The organism is Dethiosulfatarculus sandiegensis (genome assembly GCF_000931935.2).
GTDB classification, from domain to species: Bacteria; Desulfobacterota; Desulfarculia; order Desulfarculales; family Desulfarculaceae; genus Dethiosulfatarculus; species Dethiosulfatarculus sandiegensis.
The window spans coordinates 315,647-334,125 of record NZ_AZAC01000001.1; the positions used below are offsets into that span (position 1 = coordinate 315,647).

General features: G+C 55.5%; 26 protein-coding genes. All 26 read left to right on the forward strand.

Translation table 11 applies throughout. The features are described 5' to 3' along the window. Positions 1-3 precede the first annotated feature (3 nt). The 26 genes from rpoC (at position 4) to rplO (ending at position 18,474) form a co-directional block, all read left to right on the forward strand. Positions 4-4,128 (forward strand): DNA-directed RNA polymerase subunit beta', encoded by a 4,125-nt coding sequence (gene rpoC / locus X474_RS01385; RefSeq protein WP_044346227.1) that lies wholly within the window; start codon positions 4-6, stop codon positions 4,126-4,128. Between the two features lie 379 nt (positions 4,129-4,507). After that, complete coding sequence (rpsL, locus tag X474_RS01390) at positions 4,508-4,879, forward strand: 30S ribosomal protein S12 (protein WP_044346228.1); 372 nt, start codon at positions 4,508-4,510, stop codon at positions 4,877-4,879. Positions 4,880-4,974: 95 nt separating this feature from the next. Beyond that, positions 4,975-5,445 carry a 30S ribosomal protein S7 gene (rpsG, locus tag X474_RS01395; RefSeq protein ID WP_044346229.1) on the forward strand — a complete coding sequence of 157 codons (471 nt, stop codon included), beginning with the start codon at positions 4,975-4,977 and terminating at the stop codon, positions 5,443-5,445. 33 nt (positions 5,446-5,478) lie between these two features. Further along, complete coding sequence (gene fusA, locus X474_RS01400; protein ID WP_044346230.1) at positions 5,479-7,581, forward strand: elongation factor G; 2,103 nt, start codon at positions 5,479-5,481, stop codon at positions 7,579-7,581. A gap of 14 nt (positions 7,582-7,595) precedes the next feature. After that, positions 7,596-8,795, forward strand: a complete 1,200-nt coding sequence (gene tuf / locus X474_RS01405) for an elongation factor Tu (RefSeq protein WP_044346220.1) — start codon at positions 7,596-7,598, stop codon at positions 8,793-8,795. A gap of 131 nt (positions 8,796-8,926) precedes the next feature. Beyond that, a complete protein-coding gene (gene rpsJ / locus X474_RS01410; protein WP_156360570.1) occupies positions 8,927-9,235 on the forward strand; it encodes a 30S ribosomal protein S10 in 309 nt (102 codons plus the stop codon). Positions 9,236-9,293: 58 nt separating this feature from the next. After that, positions 9,294-9,914, forward strand: a complete 621-nt coding sequence (gene rplC, locus X474_RS01415) for a 50S ribosomal protein L3 (protein WP_044346232.1) — start codon at positions 9,294-9,296, stop codon at positions 9,912-9,914. A 31-nt stretch (positions 9,915-9,945) separates the two neighbouring features. Further along, a complete protein-coding gene (gene rplD / locus X474_RS01420) occupies positions 9,946-10,566 on the forward strand; it encodes a 50S ribosomal protein L4 (protein WP_044346233.1) in 621 nt (206 codons plus the stop codon). Next, on the forward strand, positions 10,563-10,853 hold the full coding sequence (locus tag X474_RS01425) for a 50S ribosomal protein L23 (RefSeq protein ID WP_044346234.1): 291 nt from the start codon (positions 10,563-10,565) through the stop codon (positions 10,851-10,853). The genes rplD and X474_RS01425 overlap by 4 nt, the downstream gene beginning before the upstream one ends. 159 nt (positions 10,854-11,012) lie before the next feature. Continuing rightward, positions 11,013-11,840 (forward strand): 50S ribosomal protein L2, encoded by an 828-nt coding sequence (rplB, locus tag X474_RS01430; protein WP_044346235.1) that lies wholly within the window; start codon positions 11,013-11,015, stop codon positions 11,838-11,840. Positions 11,841-11,857: 17 nt separating this feature from the next. Beyond that, on the forward strand, positions 11,858-12,139 hold the full coding sequence (gene rpsS / locus X474_RS01435) for a 30S ribosomal protein S19 (protein ID WP_044346236.1): 282 nt from the start codon (positions 11,858-11,860) through the stop codon (positions 12,137-12,139). Between the two features lie 8 nt (positions 12,140-12,147). Next, entirely contained in the window at positions 12,148-12,480 is a 333-nt protein-coding gene (gene rplV / locus X474_RS01440; RefSeq protein WP_044346237.1) for a 50S ribosomal protein L22, read from the forward strand. A 16-nt stretch (positions 12,481-12,496) separates the two neighbouring features. Continuing rightward, positions 12,497-13,147, forward strand: coding sequence for a 30S ribosomal protein S3 (rpsC, locus tag X474_RS01445; RefSeq protein WP_044346238.1), 651 nt, complete (start codon positions 12,497-12,499; stop codon positions 13,145-13,147). 27 nt (positions 13,148-13,174) lie between these two features. Continuing rightward, positions 13,175-13,582 carry a 50S ribosomal protein L16 gene (gene rplP / locus X474_RS01450; protein ID WP_044346239.1) on the forward strand — a complete coding sequence of 136 codons (408 nt, stop codon included), beginning with the start codon at positions 13,175-13,177 and terminating at the stop codon, positions 13,580-13,582. Between the two features lie 58 nt (positions 13,583-13,640). Next, on the forward strand, positions 13,641-13,832 hold the full coding sequence (gene rpmC, locus X474_RS01455) for a 50S ribosomal protein L29 (protein ID WP_044346240.1): 192 nt from the start codon (positions 13,641-13,643) through the stop codon (positions 13,830-13,832). 36 nt (positions 13,833-13,868) lie between these two features. Then, the gene (gene rpsQ / locus X474_RS01460; RefSeq protein ID WP_044346241.1) at positions 13,869-14,132 is read left to right on the forward strand and encodes a 30S ribosomal protein S17; all 264 of its coding nucleotides are present in this window, start codon (positions 13,869-13,871) and stop codon (positions 14,130-14,132) included. Between the two features lie 30 nt (positions 14,133-14,162). After that, positions 14,163-14,531, forward strand: coding sequence for a 50S ribosomal protein L14 (gene rplN / locus X474_RS01465; RefSeq protein ID WP_044346242.1), 369 nt, complete (start codon positions 14,163-14,165; stop codon positions 14,529-14,531). 80 nt (positions 14,532-14,611) lie between these two features. Then, positions 14,612-14,944 carry a 50S ribosomal protein L24 gene (gene rplX / locus X474_RS01470; RefSeq protein ID WP_044346243.1) on the forward strand — a complete coding sequence of 111 codons (333 nt, stop codon included), beginning with the start codon at positions 14,612-14,614 and terminating at the stop codon, positions 14,942-14,944. Positions 14,945-15,038: 94 nt separating this feature from the next. Then, the gene (gene rplE / locus X474_RS01475) at positions 15,039-15,578 is read left to right on the forward strand and encodes a 50S ribosomal protein L5 (RefSeq protein WP_044346244.1); all 540 of its coding nucleotides are present in this window, start codon (positions 15,039-15,041) and stop codon (positions 15,576-15,578) included. Between the two features lie 20 nt (positions 15,579-15,598). Next, positions 15,599-15,784: a type Z 30S ribosomal protein S14 gene (locus tag X474_RS01480; protein WP_044346245.1), complete on the forward strand. Its 186-nt coding sequence runs from the start codon at positions 15,599-15,601 to the stop codon at positions 15,782-15,784. Between the two features lie 12 nt (positions 15,785-15,796). Beyond that, a complete protein-coding gene (gene rpsH / locus X474_RS01485; protein ID WP_044346246.1) occupies positions 15,797-16,192 on the forward strand; it encodes a 30S ribosomal protein S8 in 396 nt (131 codons plus the stop codon). A 14-nt stretch (positions 16,193-16,206) separates the two neighbouring features. Next, the gene (rplF, locus tag X474_RS01490) at positions 16,207-16,746 is read left to right on the forward strand and encodes a 50S ribosomal protein L6 (protein WP_044346247.1); all 540 of its coding nucleotides are present in this window, start codon (positions 16,207-16,209) and stop codon (positions 16,744-16,746) included. 149 nt (positions 16,747-16,895) lie between these two features. Beyond that, positions 16,896-17,264, forward strand: a complete 369-nt coding sequence (gene rplR / locus X474_RS01495; RefSeq protein WP_044346248.1) for a 50S ribosomal protein L18 — start codon at positions 16,896-16,898, stop codon at positions 17,262-17,264. Positions 17,265-17,268: 4 nt separating this feature from the next. Next, positions 17,269-17,820, forward strand: a complete 552-nt coding sequence (gene rpsE, locus X474_RS01500; protein WP_044346249.1) for a 30S ribosomal protein S5 — start codon at positions 17,269-17,271, stop codon at positions 17,818-17,820. Positions 17,821-17,833: 13 nt separating this feature from the next. After that, positions 17,834-18,016, forward strand: coding sequence for a 50S ribosomal protein L30 (gene rpmD / locus X474_RS01505; protein ID WP_044346250.1), 183 nt, complete (start codon positions 17,834-17,836; stop codon positions 18,014-18,016). A gap of 17 nt (positions 18,017-18,033) precedes the next feature. Continuing rightward, complete coding sequence (rplO, locus tag X474_RS01510; protein ID WP_044346251.1) at positions 18,034-18,474, forward strand: 50S ribosomal protein L15; 441 nt, start codon at positions 18,034-18,036, stop codon at positions 18,472-18,474. Positions 18,475-18,479 lie beyond the last annotated feature (5 nt).

Consider the following 18,479-nt stretch of genomic DNA (forward strand, 5'->3'; position numbering starts at 1 on the left):
CTCTTGGAAGACCTCTACAGCTATTTTGCCAAACCCAAGGACCCGCTTTCATTTAATGCGGTGAGGATTTCTTTGGCCAGCCCGGAGAAGATCAAAAACTGGTCCTTCGGGGAGGTCAAAAAACCTGAGACCATTAACTACCGCACCTTTAAACCGGAGCGGGACGGGCTGTTCTGCGCCAAAATTTTCGGTCCCACCAAAGACTACGAGTGCAACTGCGGAAAATATAAACGCATGAAGCACCGCGGGGTGGTATGCGAAAAATGCGGCGTGGAGGTTATCCAGTCCAAGGTCCGCAGGGAGCGCATGGGGCACATCGACCTGGCTTCGCCGGTTGCCCACATATGGTTTTTAAAATCCCTGCCCTCCAAAATCGGCAACCTTCTGGACCTGACTTTAAAGGAACTGGAAAGGGTGCTTTATTTTGAGAGCTGGATCGTGATGGATCCGGGCGACACTCCTCTGACCAAGGGCTCTTTGATAATGGAAGAGCGCTATGGCCAGCTTCGCGAAGAGTATGGGGACCGCTTTGAGGCCGGCATCGGCGCCGAAGCCATTCAAAAGCTCCTGACCGAGCTGGATCTTCAGGAACTTTACGACGATCTGAGGGCCGAAATGGTGGCTACGGCCAGTGAGGCCAAGCGCAAAAAACTGGCCAAGCGCCTCAAGGTCATCGACGCATTTTTGGGTTCCGGAAACGAGCCTTCCTGGATGGTTATGAACACCATTCCGGTTTTGCCTCCGGACCTGCGCCCCCTGGTGCCGCTTGACGGCGGCCGTTTCGCAACCAGCGATTTGAACGACCTTTACCGCAGGGTGATTAACAGAAACAACCGGTTGCGCCGCTTAAGCGAGCTGGCCGCTCCGGACATTATTATTCGTAACGAAAAACGCATGCTCCAGGAGGCTGTGGACGTCTTGTTCGACAACGGCCGCCGGGGCAAGACGATCACCGGCCCCAACAAGCGCCCCTTGAAATCCCTTTCCGATATGTTGAAGGGTAAACAGGGCCGGTTCAGGCAGAACCTTCTGGGTAAACGTGTGGACTATTCCGGCCGTTCGGTCATCGTCATCGGCCCGGACCTACGTCTGCACCAGTGCGGCCTGCCCAAGAAAATGGCGCTTGAACTCTTTAAGCCCTTTGTCTACAACCGGCTTGAAGAGAAAAACCTGGTCACCACCATCAAGGGCGCCAAAAAGATGGTGGAAAGAGAAACCGAAGAGGTGTGGGACACCCTTTCCGAGGTGGTGCGCGAATATCCCATTATGCTGAACCGCGCCCCCACCCTGCACCGCTTGGGAATCCAGGCCTTTGAGCCCCTGTTGGTGGAAGGAAAGGCTATTCAGTTACATCCCCTGGTCTGCCCGGCCTACAACGCCGACTTTGACGGTGACCAGATGGCTGTCCACGTGCCTCTTTCCGTGGAAGCTCAGATCGAGGCCAGGGTGCTTATGATGAGCACCAACAATATCCTGAGCCCTGCCAACGGCGAGCCGATTATCGTGCCGAGCCAGGATATCGTGCTTGGGCTTTACTATCTCACCAGGGAGCGCCCCAGGGCCAAGGGTGAGGGCAAGATCTTTGCCGATCCGGGCGAGGTGCGCATGGCCTTTGACGCCGGAGAAGCCGATCTGCAGGCGGGCATTGAATGCCGCATAAAGGGGGAGAGGTTAAAGACCACGGTCGGCAGGGTGCTCATGAGCGAGATTCTGCCTCCGGAACTGGATTTCAGCGAAGTCAACAAGACCATGACCAAAAAGGCATTAAAGCTTCTGGTTAGCCGTTGCTATCGCATCGCCGGCACCAAGGCCGCCGTGCTCCTGGCCGACCGCCTGAAGGACATGGGATACCACTACTCCACCAAGAGCGGCATCTCCATCGCAGTGAAGGATATGATCATCCCCAGTTCAAAGGATGACATCCTGAACAAGGCCATGAGCGAAGTCAAGGTGATTGAGGAGCAGTACAAAGACGGTATCATCACCGACGGTGAGAAATATAACAAGGTTGTCGATACCTGGTCCAAGGCAACGGAAGACGTCGCCGCCCAGATGATGGAGGACATAAGCACCGAAACCTATCTGGACGAAGACGGCAACGAGCAGACCGGCTCCAGTTTCAACCCCATCTATATGATGGCTGATTCCGGCGCCCGTGGCTCCAAAGACCAGATGAAACAGCTGGCCGGTATGCGCGGTCTTATGGCCAAACCCTCGGGTGAGATCATCGAGACGCCCATTACCGCCAACTTCCGCGAGGGCCTTACGGTTCTGCAGTACTTCATCTCCACTCACGGCGCTCGCAAGGGTCTGGCCGATACGGCTCTTAAGACCGCCAACTCCGGTTACCTGACCAGGAGGCTGGTGGACGTTAGCCAGGATGCCATTGTGGCCGAACTGGATTGCGGCACTATTAACGGCATTACCGTGGAAGCCCTCTTGGAAGGCGGCGAGGTTATTCAGCACGTGGGCGAACGTGTGCTCGGCCGAACCGCCCTGCGCCCGGTGCGTGATCCCCATACTGGCGCGATCCTGATTCCTGCCAACGCAGAGATCGATGAAGAGGGTGTGGCCAAACTGGAAGAAGCCGGTGTGGAAAAGGTTGAGATCAGAAGCGTCCTCACCTGCGAATCCAGGCGGGGCGTCTGCGCCAAATGCTATGGCCGCGATCTGGCCCACTCCAAGCCCGTCGACGTGGGCGAAGCCGTGGGTATTATTGCCGCCCAGTCCATTGGCGAGCCCGGTACCCAGCTGACAATGCGTACCTTCCATATCGGCGGTACAGCCGCCAGAAGCGCCGAGCAGTCCAGGGTCGAGGCCAGGTCTGATGGTGAACTGAAGTTCTTCAACCTTGAGGTGGTCAAGAGTGAATCCGGCCACTTCATGGCCATGAACAGGAACGGTGAAGTAGCTATCCTGTCTGAAGAAGGCAGGGAAAAGGAACGCTACAAGATCCCCTACGGCGCTCAGATCATGTTTGCCGAAGGCGAAAAGGTCACTAAGGGCGATGTGGTGGCCCAGTGGGATCCTTACACCTCCCCGATCCTTACGGACGTGGACGGCAATGTCAAGTTCGGAGACCTTTTGGAGAACATCTCGGTTACCGAGCGTTTGGACCCGGTTACCGGCCGTTCCACCAAGGTCACGACCGAGAGCCGCAACCAGGATTTGAGGCCGCGTATCTCCATCAAGGAGTTCGGCAGCAACCGCACGGCCAAACTGCCCGGCGGAAAGGGTGCGGCCCGTTATATTCTGCCTGTGGGCGCCATTATCATGGTTGCCGAGGGTGATGAGGTCAAGGCCGGCGACGTTTTGGCCCGTATTCCCCGGGAAACCACAAAAACCAAGGACATCACAGGTGGTCTGCCGAGGGTTGTTGAACTCTTTGAGGTGCGTAAACCCAAAGAGGCAGCGGTTATCACCGAGATTGACGGTATTGTGGAGTTCGGCAAGCAGACCAAGGGTAAACGCAAGGTTGTCGTGCGTCCCGAAATCGGTGACCCGGCTGAATACCTCATTCCCAAAGGTAAGCACGTCACAGTGCATGAAGGTGACTTTGTGCGGGCCGGTGAACCCTTGATGGACGGCTCTATCAACCCTCACGACCTTCTTAGAAGTAGGGAGGTCAAGGACCTGGCCAGGTATCTGGTGGATGAGGTTCAGGACGTTTACCGCCTGCAGGGCGTTAAGATCAACGATAAACACATCGAAGTGATAGTCCGCCAGATGTTGCGCAGGGTCCTGGTTAAGGATCCCGGCGACACCAAGTTCCTCATGGGGGAACAGGTCGAAGGCTTCCGCTTTGATGATGAAAACCGGAGAGTGGAGGCCGAGGGCCTTGCCCCTGCCGAGGCCGAGCCCCTTTTGATGGGTATCACCAAGGCCAGTCTTTCCACAGACTCCTTTATTTCAGCCGCTTCGTTCCAGGAAACCACCAAGGTTCTGACCGAGGCCTCGGCTGCCGGCAAGCTGGATGAACTAAAAGGGCTCAAGGAAAACGTCATTATGGGCCGTTTGATTCCTGCCGGAACCGGTGTGGAAAAATATCTCAACCTACACATACCTCATGCCGAGGCTCCCTTGGAGGAGCTGGAAAACAAAATGGGGTTGGGTGCGGCTGAAGGTTAGACCGAACTTGTTTAAAAAAGGCGGTTTTTTTAAAAAATTGCCTCACCGGTGGGAATTACACCGGAGTATGATAAGAAAGTAAGGCGGCGGGTTTGTCCCCTGGGACGAATCCGCCACCGGCTCTACCAGTGTGGAAAGATGTCTATACGGCTTAAAATGCCTTGACACATGTGGAATGGGCCGGTACAAATAGCATTTCCAGCAGCAACGTAAGCTTCCTATCGCTTGCTCCAGTGGAAAGTCGGGAGCACTAGGGGGCGAACGTGCTTTGGTGGAGAGCGTATTCTGTTGTCACAACGGAATGCCTGTAGACCCAAAGTTTTAGATTGCTAGCTATTTACACAGTTTAATAAAGACTGACATTGGGAGACTTAAAGAGGTGCCCACGATTAACCAATTAGTGCGCAAGGGTCGCGAGCAGCAACACAAGAAAAAGGCTACCCCGGCCTTGCAGAGCTGCCCGCAAAAGCGGGGGGTGTGCATCCGCGTATACACAACCACTCCCAAGAAGCCTAACTCCGCTCTTCGTAAGGTTGCGAGGGTCAGGCTTACCAATGGAATCGAAGTCACCAGCTACATTCCTGGCGAAGGTCATAACCTCCAAGAACACTCCGTGGTCCTTATCCGCGGCGGGCGAGTCAAAGACTTGCCCGGTGTGCGCTATCACGTAGTGCGCGGAACCTTGGATGCTATGGGTGTAGCGGATCGGCGTAAGGGCCGTTCCAAGTATGGAGCCAGGAGGCCCAAGTAGATATCTACTTTCCAGGCCACGTGGTTGTGGTGCCCCTTTAATCATTATGATAAGGGGCACCTGCATGTAAGGCATACAAAAGCGGAAGTGAAGAAATGCCCAGGAGACGAGAAGTACCTAAACGCGAAGTGCTGCCGGACACTCGGCACCGCAGCCGGTTGGTGACCAAGTTCGTCAACAAACTTATGTTTGACGGTAAGAAGCAAACGGCGCAGCGTATTATGTACGGTGCCATGGATGCAATTAAAGATCGCACAGGTGAAGATCCTTTGCGCGTCTTTGAGAAAGCCATGGACAACGTGCGTCCGTCCATTGAGGTCAAGAGCAGGCGCGTCGGCGGCTCCACCTATCAGGTGCCCGTTGATATCCGGCCCGAAAGAAGGCAAGCTCTGGCAATGCGGTGGTTGATCTCCTTTGCCCGTAATCGCGGGGAGAAAACCATGGCTGAAAAATTGGCCAGTGAATTGTTGGATGCGGCAGCCGGACGCGGCAGTTCTGTCAAGAAGAAAGAAGACACCCACCGTATGGCAGAGGCCAACAAGGCCTTTGCGCATTACAGGTGGTAGCCGGCATTAGCCGCCAAGGCAAGGTTTGAGAAAGTGGCCCGCAAGACTCCCATAAGTCGACAGCGTAATATTGGCCTTATGGCCCACATCGACGCTGGTAAGACCACGACCACGGAGCGCATCCTGTTCTATACAGGGGTGTCCCACCGCTTGGGAGAGGTCCATGACGGTGAAGCGGTCATGGACTGGATGGAGCAGGAACAGGAGCGCGGTATTACCATTACCAGCGCTGCAACCACCTGCTTCTGGAAAAAGCATAGAATTAATATCATTGACACTCCCGGTCACGTGGACTTCACCGTAGAGGTGGAGCGAAGCCTGCGTGTGCTGGACGGCGTTATAGCCGTCTTCTGCGCGGTCGGCGGTGTGCAGCCCCAGTCCGAAACGGTTTGGCGACAGGCAGACCGTTACGGCGTTCCCCGCATAGCCTTCATCAACAAGATGGATCGCACCGGCGCCGATTGGCGTCGGGCAACCGAGATGATCAAGACCCGCCTCGGCGCCAGGCCCCTGCCTTTGCAGGTGGCGATCGGCGCTGAAGAGAATTTCGCGGGAGTGGTCGATCTTGTCGGTATGAAGGCGCTCATGTTCGACGAATCCGACGGAAGCATCTCCGAAGCCCCGATCCCTGACGATATCAAGGATGAGGTTGAGGAAGCCCGCATGGAGCTCATCGAAACCGTCTGTGAATTTGACGACGAGATGATGGAGCGTTACCTGGAGGGCGAAGATCCCAAGGAATCCGATATAAAGAACGCACTGCGCCAGGCTGTCCTGGAGCTGGCCGTTGTTCCGGTCATGCTTGGCAGCGCCTTTAAGAATAAAGGTGTGCAACCACTCTTGGACGCTGTGATCGATCTTCTTCCTTCACCTCTTGATGTGACAACCGTCATTGGAACCAATGAGGATGGTGAAGAAGTGCCGTGTAAGGCCGCCGACGAAGCTCCTGCAGCGGCCCTGGCTTTCAAGCTCATGAGCGACCCCTATGTGGGGCACCTGACATTCTTGCGGGTATACTCCGGCGTGCTTCGCTCCGGCGACACGGTTGTAAACGGAAACAACGGTAAAAAAGAACGTATCGGCCGTTTACTTAAAATGCACGCCAATAACCGGGAAGAGATCAAGGAAGTATACGCCGGCGATATCGTCGCCGCAGTCGGCCTTAAGCACACCGCAACCGGCGACAGCCTCTGCGACCCGGCCCAGCCCGTGGTTCTGGAGCAGCTGCATATTCCAGAGCCGGTGGTCGCGGTGGCTATCAAGCCGGCCAGCAAGCCCATGGTCGAAAAGATGGGCATGGCCCTTGCCAGGATCGCCGCAGAAGATCCCAGTTTCCGGATCGAGCAGAATACCGAAACCAAACAGACCGTTATCAGGGGTATGGGTGAGCTCCATCTGGAGATTATCGTTGATCGCCTGAAACGGGAATTCAATGTTGTCTGCGAAGTGGGTGCGCCTCAAGTGGCCTACCGGGAGAGGATTCTGGGCGAGGCCAAGGCCGAGGGGCGTTATGTCAAGCAGTCCGGCGGCAGGGGCCAGTACGGCCACTGCAAGATCGAGCTTGAGCCCGGCGAAGCGGGACAGGGTGTGGTCTTTGAAGACAAGATTGTCGGCGGGGCCATTCCCAAAGAATATATCAAACCTGTGGAACAGGGAATTAAGGGTGCGGCTGAAAAAGGCATCCTGGCCGGATTCCCCCTGATGGATTTCACCGTCAGGCTGGTGGACGGCTCCTACCACGAGGTTGACTCCAACGAACGGGCGTTTACTATTGCAGGTTCGTTGGCTCTTAAGGAAGCTTGCCGCAAAGCGGGTATGGGACTTTTGGAGCCCATGATGAAGCTGGAAGCCACCACCCCGGAAGAATATCTGGGCGATGTTATGGGTGACATCAGCACCCGCCGCGGAAAGGTCCAATCCATGGATACCCGTCCCGGGGTTCAGGTAGTGACCGCAACCGTGCCTTTGGCTCAAATGTTCGGCTACGCAAACGACCTGCGTTCGGCCACCCAAGGGCGCGCCACATTCAGTATGGAATTTTCGCATTATGAGCCTGTGCCCGACTCGATAGCCGAAGAGGTCATCAAAAACGAGCGTGCACAGCGTGAGGCCGACTCACGCGGCCTGGCTGCCTAGAGGAGGAAGAACAGATGGCCAAAGAAAAGTTTGAGCGGAAAAAACCGCACGTAAATGTTGGAACCATCGGTCACATTGACCACGGCAAGACCACTCTGACAGCCGCCATTACACGTTGTTTGGCTGCCAGGGGCGCCGCGGACTTTGTTCCCTTTGATTCTATTGACAAAGCCCCTGAAGAGCGTGAACGCGGCATCACCATCGCCACCGCGCACGTGGAATACGAGACTGACAAGCGTCACTACGCCCACGTGGACTGCCCCGGTCACGCCGACTATATCAAGAACATGATCACCGGCGCGGCCCAGATGGACGGCGCTATCCTGGTGGTCGGCGCCGACGACGGCCCCATGCCCCAGACCCGCGAGCACATCCTGCTGGCCCGTCAGGTCGGCGTGCCCGCCATCGTGGTCTTCCTGAACAAGGTGGACATGGTCGATGACGAGGAACTGATCGAGCTGGTCGATATGGAGCTGCGGGAGCTTCTGGATAAATACGACTTCCCCGGCGACGACACACCGATCATCCCCGGCAGCGCCTTGAAGGCCCTGGAGTGCGGTTGCGGCAAAGAAGAGTGTGAAGCCTGCGCCCCCATCCTGAAGCTGATGGATGCCGTTGACGAGTTCATTCCCGCTCCCGAGCGTCCCTTGGATCAGCCTTTCCTGATGCCGATCGAGGACGTGTTCAGCATCTCCGGCCGCGGCACCGTGGTGACCGGTCGTGTAGAGCGCGGCGTGATCAAGGTCAGCGAAGAGATCGAGATCGTGGGTATCAAAGAGACCATCAAGACCGTCTGCACCGGTGTCGAGATGTTCAGGAAGATCCTGGACCAGGGCGAAGCCGGCGACAACGTCGGTGTGCTCCTGCGCGGCACCAAGCGTGACGAGGTCGAGCGTGGTCAGGTTGTTGCCAAGCCCGGCAGCATCACCCCGCACACCAAATTCAAGGCCGAGGTCTACATTCTGAACAAGGAAGAGGGTGGCCGTCATACACCGTTCTTTAACGGCTACCGTCCCCAGTTCTACTTCCGGACCACTGACGTGACCGGTGTGGTGACCTTGCCCGAGGGTGTTGAGATGGTTATGCCCGGCGACAACGTCTCCATTGAGGGCACCCTGATCACCCCCATCGCCATGGAAAAAGAGCTCCGCTTCGCCATTCGCGAAGGCGGCCGCACCGTGGGCGCTGGCGTGATCTCTGAGATCATTGAGTAGCAACAGGCTCGGACTGTGAGAAGCCCCATAACCTGGGCTCTTTTGGTTGTAACTGCTTTCGTCTTAAAAGGCGCGTATAAGCGCTCTCTGAAACTATCAGAGCGCAGGCTGGGTGTAGGAGATATTCGATGATCCAAAATCAAAAAATACGTATCAGGCTCAAAGCCTACGATCACAAGCTGCTGGATCAATCCGCCGCCGAGATCGTGGAGACAGCGCGACGCACAGGCGCCAAGGTTGCAGGGCCAATTCCTCTGCCGACCAAAATCAACAAGTTTTGTGTGCTTCGTTCGCCGCATATCGACAAGAAGAGCCGTGAGCAGTTCGAGATTCGCACCCATAAGCGGCTGTTGGATATCTTGGAACCCACTCAGCAGACAGTGGATGCCTTGATGAAGCTGGATTTGTCCGCGGGTGTGGACGTGGAGATCAAGCTGTAGGCCTTAGGGTGTCAGCAATCACCTTAAGCCTCGGCAAAGCCGATAGAAGGTAAACGTCATGTTGAAGGGTTTAATCGGCAAGAAGTTGGGAATGACCCGGCTTTTCCTGCAAGCTGGAAAAGCGGTGCCGGTGACGGTGCTGGAGGTCGGACCTTGCAAGGTTGTCCAAGTGAAAACCGCTGAGTCCGATAAATACGAAGCTGTGCAGCTTGGTTTCGGTACAAGGCGCGCCAAGGTTGTGAACAAGCCTCAAGGTGGCCATTATGCCAAAGCCGGGGTGGACCCCTGTGCCGTGCTGAAGGAATTCAGGACCGAAGAGTCCGACGAATTTCAGGTGGGCCAGGAATTTACCGCCGAAATGTTCGCACAGGGTGACAAGGTAAATATCAGCGCCAAGACCAAAGGCCGCGGCTTCCAGGGTGTTGTAAAACGCCATGGTTTCGCCGGCGGGCGGGACACCCACGGGTGCACCACTCACAAGAAGCCTGGTTCCATCGGTGCCAGCGCAACTCCGGCGCGCGTCATCAAGGGCAAGAAACTCCCTGGCCAGTACGGCAACGAGATGAAAACCGTACGCAATGTAAAGGTCGTGGACGTTCGTCCTGATCAGAACCTTGTCTTGGTCAGCGGTGCGGTGCCAGGCGCCAATGGCGGCATCGTGTTTTTGGAAAAGGCCTGATGGGACCTAATGGTCCGGTGGGTGAATAAAGATGCCAACTATTGATATTTTAGATGCAAAAAAACAGAAGGTCGGCGATGTTGAGCTGAGCGAGAAAGTATTCGACGCTCCGCTTAAAGCCCACCTGCTGCACGAGGTTGTGGTTTGGCAATTGGCTTGCCGCAGATCCGGCAACGCTCATACCAAAACCAGGTCCGAAGTTCGAGGCGGCGGTCGCAAACCCTGGCGGCAAAAAGGCACAGGCCGGGCCCGTGCAGGCACCAGGCGTAGTCCTTTGTGGCGTGGCGGCGGAACCACTTTCGGTCCCAGGAAGCGGGACTATGGATACCGCCCCCCCAAAAAGGTGCGCAAGGCCGCCCTTAGGGTCGCTTTAAGTGACAAGCTGAGGGAAGAGCAGATGCTCGTGCTCAGGGATTTCGGGCTGACTGAGATCAAAACCAAGGTGGCTTTGGAAGTTTTGAATAACCTGGAATCCACCAACACATTGGTGGTCACCGGCAGCGCCAACGAAATGCTCGAAAAGAGCCTGCGCAACCTGCCGAAGGTTAAGCTTCTGAAGGCCGATGGCTTGAACGTCTACGACATCCTGAAGTACGACAGGCTCCTTCTGATGGAGGACGCTGTTCAGCCCATCGAGGAGGCGCTGGCATGAAAAGCCTTCAAAGCGTGTTGAAGCGGCCCCTGATCACCGAGAAAAGCACCATGGCCAAGGAATTGGACAATAAAGTGCTCTTCGAGGTGGACAAACGGGCTACCAAGATAGAGATCCGAAAGGCAGTGGAAAGCATTTTCAATGTCAAGGTTCTGGAAGTGCGCACAGTCAGCCAAAAAGGCAAGACTAAACGCATGGGAAAAAACCTGGGTAAGCGAAACGACTGGAAAAAGGCCTACGTAACCCTGGCTCCTGGCCAGAGCGTAGAGTTCTTCGAAGGGGCCTAAATCCCCTTTTCCGAAGTTAAAGCTTGCAATTCAGCCAAAGATCGTTAGTATTATCGACTTTGGCTGCACCTTGAAAAATTGATAGTGCGATTGGGAACAGAGACGCCGGCCCCTTTACGTCAAAGGGGCCTGCTCAGATAGTCTCAGAGAGGCGATCTCATGGCTATTAAGAAATACAAACCGACCTCACCGGGGCGTCGTTACGCTACGCGGTTGGTACGTGAAGAGATCACCACAGACCAGCCTGAAAAGAGCCTTCTGGAACACGTCAAAAAGACTGGCGGAAGGAACAACAATGGGCGGGTCACAGCCAAGCATCGTGGTGGCGGACACAAAAGGCGCTTCAGGCGCATTGACTTCAAGAGGGATAAATTCAGCATTCCGGCCAAGGTCGCTAGTATCGAGTACGACCCCAACCGCAGCGCCTATATTGCCCTCCTTAACTACGTCGATGGCGAAAAACGCTATATCCTGTGGCCCAAAGGCCTCAAGGTGGGCGATGCCGTCATTTCAGACGATAAAGTGGACGTCCGTCCTGGCAACGCCATGCTTTTGGATGCCATGCCGCTCGGAACCCACGTCCATAACATCGAGTTAAAAATCGGCGCAGGCGGACAGATGGTTCGCAGTGCCGGCACCTACGCCCAGCTCATGGCCAAGGAACACGGCTACGCCACCTTGAAGCTTCCCAGTGGAGAGATGAGGCGGGTCAACCTGCGTTGTCGCGCCACAGTGGGCGAAATCGGTAACGAACAGCACGAAAACGTAACCCTGGGCAAGGCCGGCCGCACCCGTTGGCTCGGCAGACGCCCGCAGGTTCGTGGTGTCGCCATGAACCCTGTCGACCATCCGATGGGCGGTGGCGAGGGTAAATCCAGTGGTGGCCGTCATCCGGTCAGCCCCTGGGGCATGCCAACCAAGGGGTATCGCACCAGGCGCAAGAAGCCGTCAGATCGCTTCATTGTGCGGCGGCGTAACCAGAAGTAAAGGCAGGAGTACAAGCTATGCCCCGCAGTTTGCGCAAGGGACCGTTTGTAGACGAGCATTTAAGGATCAAAGTCCAAAACGCTCAGGATTCCGGATCCCGCAAGGTTTTAAAGACGTGGAGCCGTCGCTCCACCATCATGCCCGATTTCGTTGGCCTGACCTTTGCTGTGCACAACGGCAAGAAGTTCATTCCTGTCTTTGTCACTGAGAACATGGTCGGGCACAAGCTGGGTGAATTTTCCCCGACCCGCACTTTTTACGCCCATGCCGGCGATAAAAAGGGCAAGGTCAAGAAGTAGAGGTCGGCATGGAAGCGGTTGCTAAAGCAAAATACGTGCGCATCTCGCCACGAAAAGCCCGATTGATGGCCAAAGCCGTCCAGGGACTCAAGGCTGAAGAAGCGCTGAACAAACTCATGTTCACACCTAAAAAGTCAGCGTTTTTGTTCACGAAAGTGATCAAAAGCGCAGTTGCCAACGCCTCTCAGAACGAGGGTGCGGATGTGGACAGCCTCTACATCAAGCACGCCTATGTGGATGGAGGCCCCACCCTTAAGAGGTGGCGCCCCCGGGCGATGGGCAGGGCTTATGTAATTCGCAAGCGGACCAGCCACATCACCGTCGTGGTGGCAGAGCGCTAGCAAGGAGGAATGTACTTTGGGACAGAAGGTACACCCCGTTGGCTTTAGGCTGGGCATCACCCGCACCTGGGATTCCCGCTGGTTCGCCGGCAAGGACTACGCAGCCTTGGTCCACGAGGACAATCGCATTCGCGAGTTCGTTAAAAAGAGACTAGGTCATGCGGGTATCGCCCGAGTCGAGATCGAACGAGCCGCCAACAGGGCCAAAATAAGGATTCACACGGCCAGGCCGGGAATCGTTATCGGTAAAAAAGGTTCTGAGATCGAAGCGGTCAAAAAAGAGCTTGAAGCAAAGATCCACCGCGAGGTTATGCTGGACATCTATGAAGTCCGCAAACCGGAGGTGAATGCCCAGCTCGTGGCCGAGAATGTGGTGGGACAGCTATTAAGGCGTGTTGCTTTCCGCCGCGCCATGAAAAGAGCGGTCATGGGAGCCATGAAATTTGGCGCCCAGGGCATCCGCATCCAGTGTGCCGGTCGCTTGGGCGGCGCTGAGATGGCCCGCCGTGAATGGTACCGCGAAGGTCGTGTGCCTCTGCACACCCTTAGGGCGGACATTGACTACGGCTTTGCCGAAGCAAGCACCACCTACGGCATCATCGGTGTCCAGGTGTTGATCTTCAAGGGCGAGGTCTTAGACGAAAAAGAACAGGAACAGATCCGCTAGGATCTTTTCTACAAAGGCTAGAGAACCATGCTGGCACCCAAAAGAATAAGACACCGCAAGGTCCAAAAAGGCCGCATGCGCGGAAAGGCTCATGTGGGTAACACGGTTGCCTTTGGCAGTTACGGACTTCAGGCCACCGGCAGCGGTTGGATGACCAACCAGCAGATCGAATCGGCTCGTATTGCAATCACCCGTCATATCAAGCGCGGTGGTAAGGTTTATATCAGGGTATTCCCGGATAAACCCTATACCAGCAAACCCGCTGAGACTCGTATGGGTAAAGGTAAGGGAGCTCCCGAGGGTTGGGTGGCTGTGGTGAAGCGCGGTCGCATCCTTTATGAAATCGAGGGAGTGGACAGGGACGTCGCCAGGGAGGCTTTACGCCTCGCCGGACACAAACTGTCCTTTTCGACCCGCTTTGTTGAGCGTAGTTAGTGGATAATCTTCGGCCTTTTACGTTGAGAGGCCGGGGCCAGAACAAGGAGCGAGCGAGATGAAAGCGTCCGAACTGCGGGAGCTTTCCGCCGAGGAACTGAGGGAAAAGCTCAAGCACCTTCGCGAAGAGCACTTCAATCTTAAGTTCCAACACGCCACCAGCCAGCTCGAGAACCCCATGCGAGTGGGCCAGACCCGTCGGGACATCGCACGGGTCATTACCGTGCTTGGCGAAGTGGAAGAGAATTAGGCATTTAGAGCCTTTCAATAGGTAGGGCGTATTGCAATGACTGAAAAAACGCGCGGTAACGCCAAAACGCTCACAGGTATCGTTGTTAGTGATGCCATGGACAAAACAATCGTTGTCCGTGTAGAGCGGTTGGTTAAACACCCCATCTATAAAAAGTATGTGCGGCGGCGCAAACGGTTCACCGCTCACGATGAACAGAACGAGTGCCGTGTAGGCGACACCGTGCTCATCATGCAGAGTCGGCCGATCAGCCGCACCAAGAGGTGGCGGGTCAGCAAGATTTTGCAAAAGGTGGCCTAGTTAGGGTCACTTTCCAGGGAGCGATAAGCCATGATCCAGCCGGAAACAAACCTTCTGGCGGCGGACAACTCAGGCGCCAAAAGGTTGTATTGCATAAAGGTGTTGGGCGGGAGCAAAAGACGCTACGCCAGCTTGGGAGACATCATTGTGGTCTCTGTTAAAGAGGCCCTCCCCAACTCCAAGGTCAAAAAGGGCGACGTCCTTAAGGCCGTGGTGGTGAGGACGAAAAAAGAAGTACCCAGGCCAGACGGCACCTACATTAAATTTGACGACAACTCGGCCGTCTTGATCAATACCGCCGGGGAGCCTGTGGGAACTCGTATCTTCGGACCCGTGGCCAGGGAACTCAGGGCCAAGAGATTTATGAAGATCGTGTCCTTGGCGCCCGAGGTGCTGTAGGCAGTCAAGTAAAGACCGACATTTGTGCTTTCAAGGGGCCAAGCCAAAGGCTTTGTCCATAAAATACGGCAGGTAGGGCCATGAAGGCGAAAGTAAAGATTAAAAAAGAAGACCGGGTGATGGTTATCGCCGGGCGGGATAAGGGTAAAGTGGGTAAAGTCATCCGCGTTTATCCGGAAAAAAACACCGCCTTGGTGGAGCGGGTCAACATGATCAAGCGCCACACCCGTGCCGGTCAAGCTCAGAGCGGACAGGGCGGAATTATTGAAAAAGAAGCCGCCATCTCTTTAAGCAACCTTAAGGTTATGTGTGACAAATGCGCCGGCCCCGTGCGCGTTGGACACAAAGTTTTGGAAGACGGCGTCCGGGTGCGGATCTGCAAAAAATGCGGTGAGCAACTGGAAGCCAAGTAAGTAGAGTTCTCGAATGAGAGACTCTCTAACCGTGGGACGAGCCTGAAGCAGACTTCTCAGTTCAGGCTTTAACAACGGAAAGCAAGGTAACAAGATGCCGAGGCTGAAAGACCATTATTTCCAGCATTGCGTGCCTCAGCTGGTGGAGCAGTTTTCATACAAAAACCTCCACCAGGTGCCCAAGCTGGTTAAAGCTGTGCTCAATATCGGAATGGGCGAGGCAATCCAGAACGTCAAGTTGCTGGATAGCGCGGCGGAGGAATTGACTCTGATCGCTGGCCAAAAGGCCATGATCAACAAGGCCAAAAGATCCATCGCCGCCTTTAAGCTCAGGGAGGGGATGCCGATTGGCACCTCCGTAACTCTGCGCCATGACCATATGTGGTACTTCCTGGACAAGCTCCTGCACATCGCCCTGCCGCGTGTGCGCGACTTCAGGGGAGTGAGCTCCAAATCCTTTGACGGAAGGGGCAACTACACCCTGGGTATAAAAGAGCATATTATCTTCCCTGAGATCGATTACGACAAGATCGACCGCGTCAAGGGAATGAACATAACAATAGTGACCACGGCTGAGACCGATGAAGAGGGGCGCGCTCTTCTCAGGCTCATGGGCATGCCGTTTAAGTCTTGATAGGTGCAAGGAGGCTTGAGTTGGCCAAAAAGGCATTAATGAACAAGGCCCAGATGAAGCCAAAATATGGGGTTAGGGAATATAATCGCTGCCCGATCTGTGGTCGTCCCAGGGCCTATATACGCAAATTCGGCATCTGCCGTATTTGTTTCAGAAGCATGGCACTGCGCGGGGAAATCCCCGGCGTGACTAAGTCAAGCTGGTAGGAGTGAGCTAAAATGGCAATGTCCGATCCCATCGCAGATATGCTCACCCGTGTGCGCAACGCTTTCAGGGCCCGTCATGAAGAAGTTGATGTCCCGGCGAGCGGCCTGAAGGTCAATATAGCCAAAGCGCTTGAGACCGAGGGTTACATCACCGGTTACGAAGTTCTGCCGGGCCAGAAGCAGGATACCCTGCGCATTCGGCTGAAATATCAAAAGGATAAAAGCGTCATAGAAGGCATTGAGCGGGTCAGTAAACCCAGTCGCCGAGTCTATGTGTCGCATAAAGATATACCTCAGGTCTTAAGTGGTCTGGGCGTAAACATTCTCTCCACACCCAAAGGCGTCATGAGCGATCGCCTGGCCAGACAGAACAAAGTCGGTGGAGAGATTCTCTGCGCGGTCTGGTAGGAAGGGTTTCAGCCATGAGTAGGATAGGTAAACTTCCCGTGGCTCTTCCCCAAGGCGTGGAAGCGAAAGTCACGGGTCAGACTATAGAGGTCAAGGGACCTAAGGGTGCTCTGACCAGGACCTTTCACCAGGCCATAAAGATTATTGAGGAAGAGTCCTCCTTAAGATTCGAGCCCCGTGAAGAGGGCAAAGACTCCTGGGCCCTGTGGGGCCTTTGCCGGAGCCTTTTGTTCAACATGGTCCAAGGCGTAAATGAAGGCTACACCAAGGTGCTTGAGATCAACGGTGTGGGTTATAAGGCCGAATTGGCCGGACAAACCCTAAAACTCGCCCTTGGCTTCAGCCACCCGGTTGAATTTGAAGTCCCCAAGGACGTTGCCGCCCAGGTTGACAAGGCCGGTCGAATCACCCTGACCTCCATTGATAAGGAGCTTCTGGGACAGACTGCGGCCACAATCAGGGGCTTCAGGCCGCCCGAACCCTACAAGGGCAAGGGGATCAAGTACGCAGATGAAGAGATCCGCCGCAAGGTCGGCAAGGCTGGTGTGAAGTAAATCTTCATTACGGCTCGGCTGATCAGGGGATATGAGAAATAGGCTCGGGTAAAGCGGATAGGGTCCTTAATAAGTCGAGGATCCCTGCTTTGCCCTCAAAATAGCCGCTTCAAATGATTTAGCGGCGGATATGAGAAGAGGTTTTGACAATGGGCAAGACCAATCCCAGGAAAAAAGCCTGGTTGAAAAGAAAGGCCAGGGTCGCCAAAAAGCTCCACGGTACACAGGAGCGACCCCGCTTGACCGTCACCAGGACGCTGAACCATATGTACGCCCAGGTGGTGGATGACGATAACGGTGTGACTATGGCTGCGGCCAGCAGTCGAAGCGCCGACATCCACAAGTTGCCCGGCCACAAGGGCAACGTGGCCACCGCCAAGGAAGTGGGCAAGGCCATTGCCGAAGCTGCTAAGGCAGCCGGTATCAAGGCAGTGGTTTTTGACCGCAATGGATTTTTGTACCACGGCCGTATAAAGGCCTTGGCTGACGCCGCCCGCGAGGCAGGCCTGGAGTTCTAGCCCTATGCTGGACAAACGCAACAAACCGAACAGACAGAAAAAGAGAGACGGAGCCAGGCGCGAGCGCACCGAGGATGAGTTCCAGCTCATCGATAAGGTTGTGCATATCAACCGGGTGGCAAAGGTTGTCAAAGGTGGTAGGCGCTTCAGCTTCTCGGCTGTGGTGGTCGTAGGTGATGGATCAGGCAACGTCGGTTGTGGTCTGGGTAAGGCCAACGAGGTTCCCGAGGCTATTCGCAAGGCCGTGGAAAGGGCTAAAAAAGATATGCAGCCCATTCCCCTGGTGGATGGAACCATCCCGCATCACGTAACGGGCAGGTTCAACTCCGGTAGGGTCTTGTTGAAACCGGCTCACCCCGGCACCGGTGTTATCGCCGGCGGCGCGGTGCGCGCGGTTTTGGAGGCCGCCGGTGTGACTGACATCCTCACCAAATGCTTGGGCTCCCACAACCCCCACAACGTGGTTAAAGCGACCCTGGAGGGTTTGCGGAACCTGCACAGCGCAGACCAGATCGCCAAAAAGCGCGGCCTGTCCGTAGCTGAAATCCAAGGCTAAGTGAGGTATTGTCATGGCCGATAGAATTCGCGTTCAATTGATTAAAAGCGGCATCGGCAGGCCGCAGAAACATAAAGACACTCTGCGCGGTCTGGGCCTGACCAAGATGCACAAGATCATGGACTTGGAAGACACTCCCGCCATCAGGGGCATGGTCTTCAAGGTCCGTCATCTGGTCAAAGTCCTGCCGGATTAAGGGTTACGGGTGTTGCCATGAAATTGAATGAACTTAAGCCCCCTGAGGGCTCTCGTAAAAATAGAAAAAGACTGGGCCGCGGGCAGGGGTCAGGCACTGGTAAGACCTCCGGTAAGGGCCATAAAGGCCAGAACTCCCGCTCCGGCGGCGGCGTCCGCCCCGGCTTCGAGGGTGGTCAGATGCCTTTGCAGCGCCGGTTGCCCAAAAGGGGCTTTAAAAATCCCTTTAAGGTAAAGGTGGCTGAGGTTACTCTTGCCCAGCTCGAACGCTTTGCCCCCGATAGTGTAGTCGACGCCCAGGCGCTGGCCGAAGAAGGCCTGCTCAAGGGCAAGTTCGACTGCATCAAACTCTTGGGCACAGGTGAGCTGAAGCACGCTCTGACTGTTAAAGTTGATAAAGTTAGCGCCGGTGCCAAGGCCAAAGTCGAGGCAGCAGGCGGTAAGGTGGAGTTAAGCTAAAGTGG

Bases quoted from the DNA above. Each gene is read 5' to 3' on its own strand.
- rpsG (WP_044346229.1), top strand. From the start codon at position 4,975: ATGCCCAGGAGACGAGAAGTACCTAAACGCGAAGTGCTGCCGGACACT.
- tuf (WP_044346220.1), top strand. From the start codon at position 7,596: ATGGCCAAAGAAAAGTTTGAGCGGAAAAAACCGCACGTAAATGTTGGA.
- rplC (WP_044346232.1), top strand. From the start codon at position 9,294: ATGTTGAAGGGTTTAATCGGCAAGAAGTTGGGAATGACCCGGCTTTTC.
- rplD (WP_044346233.1), top strand. From the start codon at position 9,946: ATGCCAACTATTGATATTTTAGATGCAAAAAAACAGAAGGTCGGCGAT.
- X474_RS01425 (WP_044346234.1), top strand. From the start codon at position 10,563: ATGAAAAGCCTTCAAAGCGTGTTGAAGCGGCCCCTGATCACCGAGAAA.
- rplB (WP_044346235.1), top strand. From the start codon at position 11,013: ATGGCTATTAAGAAATACAAACCGACCTCACCGGGGCGTCGTTACGCT.
- rpsS (WP_044346236.1), top strand. From the start codon at position 11,858: ATGCCCCGCAGTTTGCGCAAGGGACCGTTTGTAGACGAGCATTTAAGG.
- rplV (WP_044346237.1), top strand. From the start codon at position 12,148: ATGGAAGCGGTTGCTAAAGCAAAATACGTGCGCATCTCGCCACGAAAA.
- rplP (WP_044346239.1), top strand. From the start codon at position 13,175: ATGCTGGCACCCAAAAGAATAAGACACCGCAAGGTCCAAAAAGGCCGC.
- rpmC (WP_044346240.1), top strand. From the start codon at position 13,641: ATGAAAGCGTCCGAACTGCGGGAGCTTTCCGCCGAGGAACTGAGGGAA.
- rpsQ (WP_044346241.1), top strand. From the start codon at position 13,869: ATGACTGAAAAAACGCGCGGTAACGCCAAAACGCTCACAGGTATCGTT.
- rplN (WP_044346242.1), top strand. From the start codon at position 14,163: ATGATCCAGCCGGAAACAAACCTTCTGGCGGCGGACAACTCAGGCGCC.
- rplX (WP_044346243.1), top strand. From the start codon at position 14,612: ATGAAGGCGAAAGTAAAGATTAAAAAAGAAGACCGGGTGATGGTTATC.
- rplE (WP_044346244.1), top strand. From the start codon at position 15,039: ATGCCGAGGCTGAAAGACCATTATTTCCAGCATTGCGTGCCTCAGCTG.
- rpsH (WP_044346246.1), top strand. From the start codon at position 15,797: ATGGCAATGTCCGATCCCATCGCAGATATGCTCACCCGTGTGCGCAAC.
- rplF (WP_044346247.1), top strand. From the start codon at position 16,207: ATGAGTAGGATAGGTAAACTTCCCGTGGCTCTTCCCCAAGGCGTGGAA.
- rplR (WP_044346248.1), top strand. From the start codon at position 16,896: ATGGGCAAGACCAATCCCAGGAAAAAAGCCTGGTTGAAAAGAAAGGCC.
- rpsE (WP_044346249.1), top strand. From the start codon at position 17,269: ATGCTGGACAAACGCAACAAACCGAACAGACAGAAAAAGAGAGACGGA.
- rpmD (WP_044346250.1), top strand. From the start codon at position 17,834: ATGGCCGATAGAATTCGCGTTCAATTGATTAAAAGCGGCATCGGCAGG.
- rplO (WP_044346251.1), top strand. From the start codon at position 18,034: ATGAAATTGAATGAACTTAAGCCCCCTGAGGGCTCTCGTAAAAATAGA.